This is a genomic window from Negativicoccus succinicivorans (assembly GCF_018373335.1).
Taxonomy (GTDB): Bacteria; Bacillota; Negativicutes; order Veillonellales; family Negativicoccaceae; genus Negativicoccus; species Negativicoccus succinicivorans_A.
In genome coordinates this window covers 1-9,050 of the sequence record NZ_JAHAHH010000054.1, presented here as the reverse complement: position 1 = coordinate 9,050, position 9,050 = coordinate 1, and the positions used below count along the sequence as shown (strand labels likewise).

General features: G+C 46.3%; 7 protein-coding genes. All 7 read right to left on the bottom strand.

Going from position 1 to position 9,050, the window contains the following annotated elements; translation table 11 throughout:
• Nucleotides 1-30: 30 nt before the first annotated feature.
• Nucleotides 31-813, bottom strand: coding sequence for a basic amino acid ABC transporter substrate-binding protein (locus KH813_RS04960; RefSeq protein WP_303993999.1), 783 nt, complete (start codon nucleotides 811-813; stop codon nucleotides 31-33).
• Nucleotides 814-876: 63 nt separating this feature from the next.
• A complete protein-coding gene (locus KH813_RS04955; protein ID WP_303993996.1) occupies nucleotides 877-1,656 on the bottom strand; it encodes a basic amino acid ABC transporter substrate-binding protein in 780 nt (259 codons plus the stop codon).
• A gap of 194 nt (nucleotides 1,657-1,850) precedes the next feature.
• A complete protein-coding gene (gene gltX, locus KH813_RS04950) occupies nucleotides 1,851-3,299 on the bottom strand; it encodes a glutamate--tRNA ligase (RefSeq protein ID WP_303993993.1) in 1,449 nt (482 codons plus the stop codon).
• Nucleotides 3,296-4,465, bottom strand: a complete 1,170-nt coding sequence (gene ispD / locus KH813_RS04945; RefSeq protein WP_303993990.1) for a 2-C-methyl-D-erythritol 4-phosphate cytidylyltransferase — start codon at nucleotides 4,463-4,465, stop codon at nucleotides 3,296-3,298. The genes gltX and ispD overlap by 4 nt, the downstream gene beginning before the upstream one ends.
• Nucleotides 4,462-5,583: a PIN/TRAM domain-containing protein gene (locus KH813_RS04940; protein WP_303993987.1), complete on the bottom strand. Its 1,122-nt coding sequence runs from the start codon at nucleotides 5,581-5,583 to the stop codon at nucleotides 4,462-4,464. Before KH813_RS04940 ends, ispD begins: the two co-directional genes overlap by 4 nt.
• Nucleotides 5,584-5,646: 63 nt before the next feature.
• On the bottom strand, nucleotides 5,647-7,005 hold the full coding sequence (gene radA / locus KH813_RS04935) for a DNA repair protein RadA (RefSeq protein ID WP_303993984.1): 1,359 nt from the start codon (nucleotides 7,003-7,005) through the stop codon (nucleotides 5,647-5,649).
• Between the two features lie 88 nt (nucleotides 7,006-7,093).
• On the bottom strand, nucleotides 7,094-9,050 hold a 1,957-nt coding region (locus KH813_RS04930; RefSeq protein ID WP_303993981.1), incomplete at its 5' end, for an ATP-dependent Clp protease ATP-binding subunit.

Below are 9,050 nucleotides of genomic sequence, written 5' to 3'. Positions count from 1 at the left end.
CTGGCAGACGGTTCTTTTACTAACGTATCGTTATTTCTGCGTACCAAACCATTTTTCATAAATTTTTTGATATTCACCATTGTCTTTGAGTTTCTTGAGCGAAGCGTTGATTTTTTTCATCAATTCTTGATTCTCTTTGCTAACCGCAATACCGTAATCTTCCGCTTCCAAAACGTCCCCTACGACTTGAAACGCTTTATCCGCATCTTTCTTCATGTAATCCTGTGCTACCGGCAAGTCGATCATGACCGCATCGGCACCGCCGTTTTTCAACTGCAGAAATGCCTGATTGGCTCCATCAAAATTAATTACCTTGGCATTCGGAATTTCCGAGGCCAACATGGAACCGGTATTGCCGATTTGACAAGCAATGGTCTTACCTTCGAGATCCGCTTTGCCTTGAATCTCCTGGTTCGCTTTATTGGTGACAATCGCAACGCCGGATTTGTAGTACGGATCACTGAATAAAACGACATTTTTACGTTCATCTGTAATCGACATCGCTGAAATAATAACATCAATCTGCTTACTGTTCAACGCCGGAATCAACGCATCAAAGCCCATGCTCTTGAATTCGACTTTGTAACCGAGATCTGCCGCAATCGCATGGATCAAATCCAAATCGAATCCACTATAATTGCCTTTCTCATCCGCGAATTCAAATGGCGGGAATGTCGTTTCCGCACCTACCCGTAATACTTTGTCTCCACCTGCTGCGCCACCCTTATCCGCATCGTTACCGCCGCAACCGGAGATCAACAACGCCAACGAGCAAATGACCAGCATTAACAATTGTGTCCATTTTTTTGCCATTCCGTTCACGCTCCCCTTCTTTTAATATGTTTATTTTACGTAATCATTCTGAAAATTTCAAGTTTACTTCTCCGGCATGACCGGTGCGTCCTGGTTGAAATATTTTTGATACAGCGCATCCAAGGTACCGTCTTTTTTAAGTTCCTGCAGCGCTGCATTAATTTTATCTTTCACTTCTTTATTACCTTTTTTCACTGCGATACCGAAATATTCCGGCTCCTTGCTTTCAATTACGCTTAGTTTAGCTACACTGTCTTTTTTTGTTGCCAGATAGTATTGCAGCACCGGCAAGTCAGCGATTACAGCATCTACGCCGCCTTTTGTAAGTTCCAGTAATGATTCGGAATTGTTATCAAAAGTCCGTAATTCAATATTGGAAATTTCAGACGCTTTTTCTGCCGCCGTCGTACCCAATTGCACCGCTACTTTCTTCCCGCTCAATTCGGAAAGGTCCTCCACTGCTGTGCCGTCTTTCGTCAAGACACCTAAGCCGGATTGATAATAAGGGAAGCTGAAGTCTACTTTTTCGGCACGAGCTTTGGTAATCGTCATCCCTGAAACCGCAGCATCAATTTGTTGCGTTCCCAAAGCAGGAATCAAACCGTCAAATGAAATATTTTTGTATTCTACCTGCATGCCCGCTTTTTTAGCGATCGCATTAAACAATTCAATATCAAAACCGCTTAATTGATGCGAATCGTCGGTGTATTCAAACGGTACGAACGTGGCATTGGTTCCCACTTTCCATGTAGTGGACTGCGGCGCATCCGATTTTGTCCCACCACAACCGGCCACTGCTAATACCGCTATACACAGAGCTATCCATTTCCACCATTGTTTCATAACGCTCACTCCTTTATCGCCTTGCGTCAATAAAATATATACTATTGGTTTTCCTGATCTCTAAAACGAATTTCACCACCCTTGAAATATTTTTTATAATTATACACAATCATGTATTTTAAGTCAAATATTTTACAAAAGAAAAAACACGGTGAGCACTCACCGTGTTTTCTTTTCAGCCAAACAGCTTGCTATCATTGCTTTTGCGAAAGTCGGGACATCGCTTCCCTTTTACCCATGCTGTGCACGAGTCCGCCAATATCCGGACCGTGCATTGCACCGATCAGAGCAATGCGTAACGGCATGTAAAGGTCTTTGCCTTTAATACCGGTTTCTTTTTGTACTTCTTTAATCGCAGTTTTGTAATATTCAGCCGTATCTTCCGGCGCACTTTCCAACTTCGCACGATACGCTTCCAAAACGGTCTTGCTGGTATCCTGCGCGAGTACCCCCTGCATTTCTTCTGTCAGTTCCGGCGCCGCTTCATACAAAGGACGCGCAAGTTCGATGATCTGTTCACCATAAGACAGATGTTTGCGATAAAGTTCACCGATCTCTGCAATCTTAGCACGATCTTCCACGCCGGCATCTGCCGAAACAAACCCCGCTTTTTGCAATTGCGGCAACAGTATATCCACCAATTCATCCGTAGACAGGTTTTGCATATAATGAAAATTGATCCAGTTCAGCTTATCGATATCAAATACCGCCGGATTTTTCGAAACATGATCCATAGAGAATTGTTGAATCAATTCTTCCACCGAATAGATTTCTTTTTCCTCGGTACTCGACCAGCCCAATAAGGCTAAGAAGTTGATGATCGCTTCCGGCAGGTAGCCCATATTTTTGTACTGCTCTACCGCCGTCGCACCGTGGCGTTTGCTCATTTTCTTGTGATCCTTGCCTAGGATCAAAGAAATATGGCCAAACTTCGGCTCTTTAAATCCAAGCGCGCGATAAATCACCAACTGACGCGGCGTGTTGGATAAGTGTTCTTCAGCGCGAATGACATGCGTGATCTGCATACGAGCATCATCGATCACGACACCATAGTTGTAAACCGGCATACCGTCCGATTTAACAATGATAAAGTCACCGACGCCGTTGGATTCAAAACTGACGTGACCACGTACTAAATCCTCAAAAGCAAGTGTTTCATTTTGCGGGCAACGTAAACGAATAGTCGGTACGCGCCCTTCTTTTTTATACGTTTCTTCCTGTTCGGGGGTTAAATGGGCACAATGACCGTCGTAGATCGGCGTTTTACCTTCGTCAAGCTGCTTTTGGCGAGAAGCTTCCAGTTCCTCGGCGGTACAGTAGCAACGATATGCTTTACCCTCTTTTAACAGCTGTTCGGTATACCGGCGATAGATGTCCAAACGTTCACTTTGACGATACGGTTCTTCCGGACCGCCGACATCGACGCCTTCATCCCAGGTAATTCCTAACCAACGTAATGCCGCTTTGATATTCTCTTCCGACTCCCGTGTCGAGCGCTCCAAATCCGTATCCTCGATACGCAAAATAAGGCGTCCATTGGTGTTCTTTGCCAACAACCAATTAAATAATGCCGAGCGCGCGCCGCCGATATGGAACGGACCTGTCGGACTGGGTGCAAAACGCACACGTACTGGTTCTGTCATTTATTATTCATCCTTTCTATAATAGTGGCACTGGCCATTGCCGCAATTCCCTTTTGCTCACCGATTGGTCCTAATTTTTCATGGGTTGTCGCATGCACGGCAATGCGTGTATCAGGTAAACACAACAATTGAGCAAGATTTGTAATACAGGCGGAAATATATTTCTGTAATTTAGGCGCCTGCGCAATAATGGTAATCGTTACATTTTGCAGAAAAAATCCGTCGGCAAGCAGTTCCTGTACAGCTCTTTGCAACAGCATACCGCTTTGGATACCGCGATATTGTTCATCGGTATCGGGAAAATACGTCCCTATATCCGGCTTGCCCGCTGCCGCTAGCAACGCATCCGTCAATGCGTGCAAGGCGCAGTCGGCATCCGAATGGCCTTCCAATGCAAACGGCGCCGGAATTCTCACACCGCAAAGTGTTACTGCATTCCCCGGTTTAGTGCGATGAATATCATACCCGCTACCGGTGCGAACAACCCCCGATTGCGCAACGAACTCTTGAAATGAAAGGTAATCTTTCCACGTCGTAATTTTTTTATTTGGCGATTGTGCTACCACCAATACGGGATTTTCTCCCATCAACTCCAACAAACTCGCATCATCAGTCGCTTTTTGAAGGACGGATTGTTCTTGCCGATACATCTTATCAAGCGTCTCACTCCGAAATCCTTGCGGTGTGAGTGCCAAATAAATATCGTCTCGCGGGATCGTCGTAATGCGACGTGTTTGCGAATCCTTGTACTTAACGGTGTCTTGCACGGATTGCACCAACAGTGCTCCATTGGCACTGCTGAGAGCCGCTGCTACCGCATCAATATCTTCCGGTGTGACATAAGGACGTGCACCGTCATGGATTAAGATAAATTCCGCCGCTGGGTCGACGGCTTCCAGAGCCGCCTGCACCGATTCCTGCCGTGTATCTCGCCCGGTAACCAGGGTTACCGGAACCTCCGGTAATAAATCATTCACCAGTTTTTGAACGATATCTTCTTCACCCGCGTGTACTGCAATAACAATTTCATCACAGCATTGAGCGTTGCTGACAGCCAAAAGCGTATGCGCCAAAAGAGGACGACCGCCTACCGGCAACAGCAGTTTGTTACAATCGGCACCAACGCGTCGACCGCTTCCCGCGGCCACTACGATAATACTTGTCATGACCCTCCTTGCTGCGCTTCATATCGAGCAAAAATCATTTTCCCCGCTGAAGTTTGCAATACCGAGGTAACTATCACAAAAACATTATTGCCGATTTGCGATTTGCCATTTTCGATAACAATCATCGTGCCGTCATCCAAATAGGCCACCCCTTGCCCCTCTTCTTTGCCCTGCTTGACGATTTGCACGAGAAGTTGCTCTCCGGGAATGACGACGGGTTTGACCGCATTCGCTAAGTCATTAATGTTTAAAACGTGAACGCCTTGCAATTCCGCTACTTTATTTAAATTGTAATCATTTGTTATCACGGTTGCCCTATGCGCCAAGCCGAGTTGAATTAATTTTGCATCCACTTCCGTTTGTTCATCAAAATCTTCTGTCACAATTTTGACTTCAATAATTTTGCGCTTTTGCATCTCGTTTAAAATATCGAGTCCACGGCGACCGCGATTACGCTTTAAGACATCCGAGGAATCGGCGATATATTGCAACTCTTCTAATACGAAGACAGGTACAATCAATGGTCCTTCTAAAAAACCCGTCTTTGCGATATCGGCAATACGTCCATCAATAATCACGCTGGTGTCCAAAATCTTGCCGTAAGGACCGGAATTTGCTTCTTTCGGTTCTTTATCCCGCCCCTGACGCCAATTGGCAATAATAGCGCTAAGCTGATTTTTTTGTCCGATCGCCAAATAAATTCCCATGTATCCCAAAACAATGCTCAGCACAATCGGAATATACGGTCCTATCAGCGGTAAATTGTTAAATGCTAAGCCAAGCAAATTCGCAATAATAAGTCCGAGAAAAAGTCCGAGAATCCCCAGAATCAAGTCAAGCGAGGAAATCCCGGTAATCGTACGTTCGCCCCAAGCGGTAAACGCGCGCAATTTTCGGAACAAATACGGAGCGGCTACATTACCGACAACGTATCCTAGAAGTGCCCCCAAAAGAATGGTGCACAACCAAAGCAATGTGACACCGAAAACGCCCCACTGCCAAAATGCAATCCCGAAAAATGCCGAATCCGCCAAATACGGGTGAAGTTGATTGGCAAGTACTACGCCAAGAATAATAAAAAGTCCAATAAACAAAAAGCGCAGTAGCTTTTCGATCATAGTTTCACCACCTTCCGCATAAATATTATCATAGCACAGTGATATTATGACTACAAATCAGGATTATTTTAAAATTCTCTGCCGTAACTCTCTTAAATGCTTCAAAGGAACTAATTGTAAATGATCCGGCTTTTCTTTCAATGCCGCATAATTGGCCGCCGGCAAGAAAACGGTTTGAAAGCCCATTTTAGAAAGTTCCTGCAAGCGCTTTTCGATTTGCGGCACCCGCCTGACATCCCCGGTTAAACCGACCTCACCAATCGCCGCCGTTTGCGGGGAAACCGGGCTATTGTACAGCACGGAGAAAATCGCCAATGCCACGGCCAAATCAATTGCCGGCTCGGTAATACGCAAGCCACCTGCGACGTTGACATACACATCTTGCTCGGCTACACCGACTCCTGCGTGTTTCGCAAGAACTGCCAACAGCACCGTTAATCGGTTTTGATCATACCCGACGGCCGTACGTTTTGCATATCCGAACGCAGTAGGATTGGTCAATGCCTGCACCTCGGCCAAAAGCGGACGGATTCCTTCCAAACCGGCGAACACTACCGTGCCGATTTGCGCTTCACTACGATCGGCGAGCAACATGCGTGACAAATCACTGACTGCGGAAAGGCCCTCTCTCTGCATACTGAACACACCGCTTTCCGCGGTATCCCCGAAACGGTTTTTGGCAGCACGTAAAACACGCAGCGGATGCCCTGCTTCTCCTTCCAAATACAGAACCGTATCGACCATATGCTCCAAAAGACGCGGCCCGGCAATATTCCCTTCCTTGGTAACATGACCGATAATAATGACCGCCGTACCGCTCTCTTTTGCGAAATGCAACAGTGCCTGCGTACATTCTTTGACTTGGCTGACACTGCCCACTATGCCATCAGCATCCGACATCTGCATCGTTTGAATGGAATCAATAACAAGAATATCTGTCTCCAGCCGTTTCGCTTCGGCCAGCACCTGTTCCAAATCAGTCATGGAAAGAAGATAACAATTGCCAGTCGGTATTCCCAGGCGTTGCGCCCGTAGTAATACTTGAGATGCAGACTCTTCGCCGCTGGCGTATAAGACGGAGTGACTTTCCGCAAGCGTAGTCGCTACTTGCAAAATCAGCGTGGATTTGCCGACGCCCGGATCTCCGCCGAGTAGGATCAAACTCCCCGGAACAATACCGCCCCCTAATGTTCTGTCCCATTCACGATCACCGATCGGCCAACGTCGGGTAGCATCTACGTCGACTTCGCTGAAACGTAATGCACGCGTGTCCGGTGATGTGTTCACCGAATGCGAGTTTTTAGTATTCACCACGCGTTCCTCAAGCGTATTCCACGCACCGCACTGCATGCATTGACCGCTCCAACGCAACGTTTGCGCGCCGCATTCCGTGCAATAAAATACAGTTTTATTTTTCGCCATTACATTCCTCTTTTCTTCTCTTTAGTCTAGCATAGCTGACGTGTGGTTGAAATAGCAAAAAGCCGGTAGAAAATCTACCGGCTTTTTGCTATTTTTCTTCACTCTCAGAAGGTGTATCCGACGTTTCCGTATCTGAACTGTTTTTCATTGCTGACTTCGGTGTAAAGTGCAATGTATCATCATCATTTTTGTCTGCTACAACGGTATCGCCCAGCTTCAAATTTCCGGCTAAAATCTGTTCGGCAATCGGATCTTCAATAAATTTCCGAATCGCACGCTTCAGCGGTCGTGCTCCATATTGGGTATCGCTGCCTTTCGTAATCAGAAAATCCTTGGCCCCCGGCGTTACCTCGACCGTCATTTTCTGTTCGCTCAGGCGACGGTTCATTTTTGCCAGCATAATATCGATGATATGTTCCAAGTCCTTTTTTTCCAGCGGGTGGAAAATAATGATATCATCAATTCGATTTAAAAACTCCGGACGGAAAAAGCGTTTTACTTCGTCCATGATTTCTTTGCGTGACGTTTGGGCAATTCGTTCGTTTGAAGTATCGTTGTTTTTTCCTACCAAAAAGCCCATTTCCGCGGAATCATTCTGTAAGCGCCGTGATCCTAAGTTACTGGTCATAATAATTACGGTATTACGGAAATCGACAGTACGTCCCTGACTGTCCGTCAGCCGCCCGTCGTCCAATACCTGTAAAAGGATGTTGAAGAAATCAGCGTGCGCTTTTTCCACTTCGTCCAGCAAAATAACACTATACGGACGACGACGTACCGCATCTGTCAGCTGACCGCCTTCTTCATAACCGACGTAGCCGGGAGGCGCCCCGACAAGCCGGGAAACGGTATGTTTTTCCATGTACTCGGACATATCCAAACGAATCAAGGAATTCTCGTCTCCGAACAGATTTTCTGCCAGTGTGCGTGCCAGTTCGGTTTTACCGACACCGGTCGGTCCGAGAAACAGGAATGAACCGATCGGCCGTTTCGGATCTTTCAACCCTGCGCGGGCACGACGAATGGCTTTTGCAACCGCCTGTACAGCATCCTCCTGCCCTACAACACGTGCGTGTAAATCTTCTTCCAAATGCAACAATCGTTCGGTTTCTTCCAGCTGCATTTGTTTTAACGGAATACCGGTCCAGCTTGCGACGACTTCTTCAATATCCGACTTATTGACGACTAAATTATCGGCATCCCCTTTATTCCAGCCGGATTTAATTTTATTCAATTCATCCTGCAACTCGTGTTCGCGATCGCGCAATTGAGCGGCACGTTCATATTCCTGCGATGTTACTGCTTCTTCCTTTTCTTTCAACACCTTATTAAGCTCTTCTTCTTTCGATTTGATGTCGGGAGGTGTAGCCGCGGCCGCAATACGTACTTTGGCCGCTGCTTCATCCATTACGTCGATTGCCTTATCCGGTAAGAAACGATCTGAGATATAGCGAGACGAAAGTTGGACTGCGGCATGAATCGCTTCATCTGTAATTTTAGCTTTATGGAACCCTTCATAGCGATCCCGTAATCCCAATAAAATCCGTTCCGCATCTTCTTCAGTCGGTTCACCGACTAAAACCGGCTGGAAACGACGTTCCAAAGCGGCGTCTTTTTCGATATGTTTTTTATACTCGTCCAACGTAGTCGCACCGATGCATTGCAATTCTCCGCGCGCTAAAGCAGGCTTCATAATATTGGCCGCATCCATGGCGCCTTCCGTTTTACCCGCACCGATTAAGGTATGTAATTCATCAATAAATAAAATCCACTCTTCATGTTTACGCACTTCGTCAATAATTTTTTTCAAGCGTTCTTCAAATTCTCCACGGTATTTAGTACCCGCGACCGCAGATGACATGTTCAGCGAAATAATTTTACGATTTCTCAAAATTTCGGGCACATTACCTGACACAATGCGTTGCTCAAGGCCTTCCGCAATCGCTGTTTTACCTACCCCCGGCTCACCGATCAGCACCGGATTATTTTTAGTGCGACGGCTCAAAATTTGAATAACTCGCTCAATTTCTTTTTCGCGACCGATG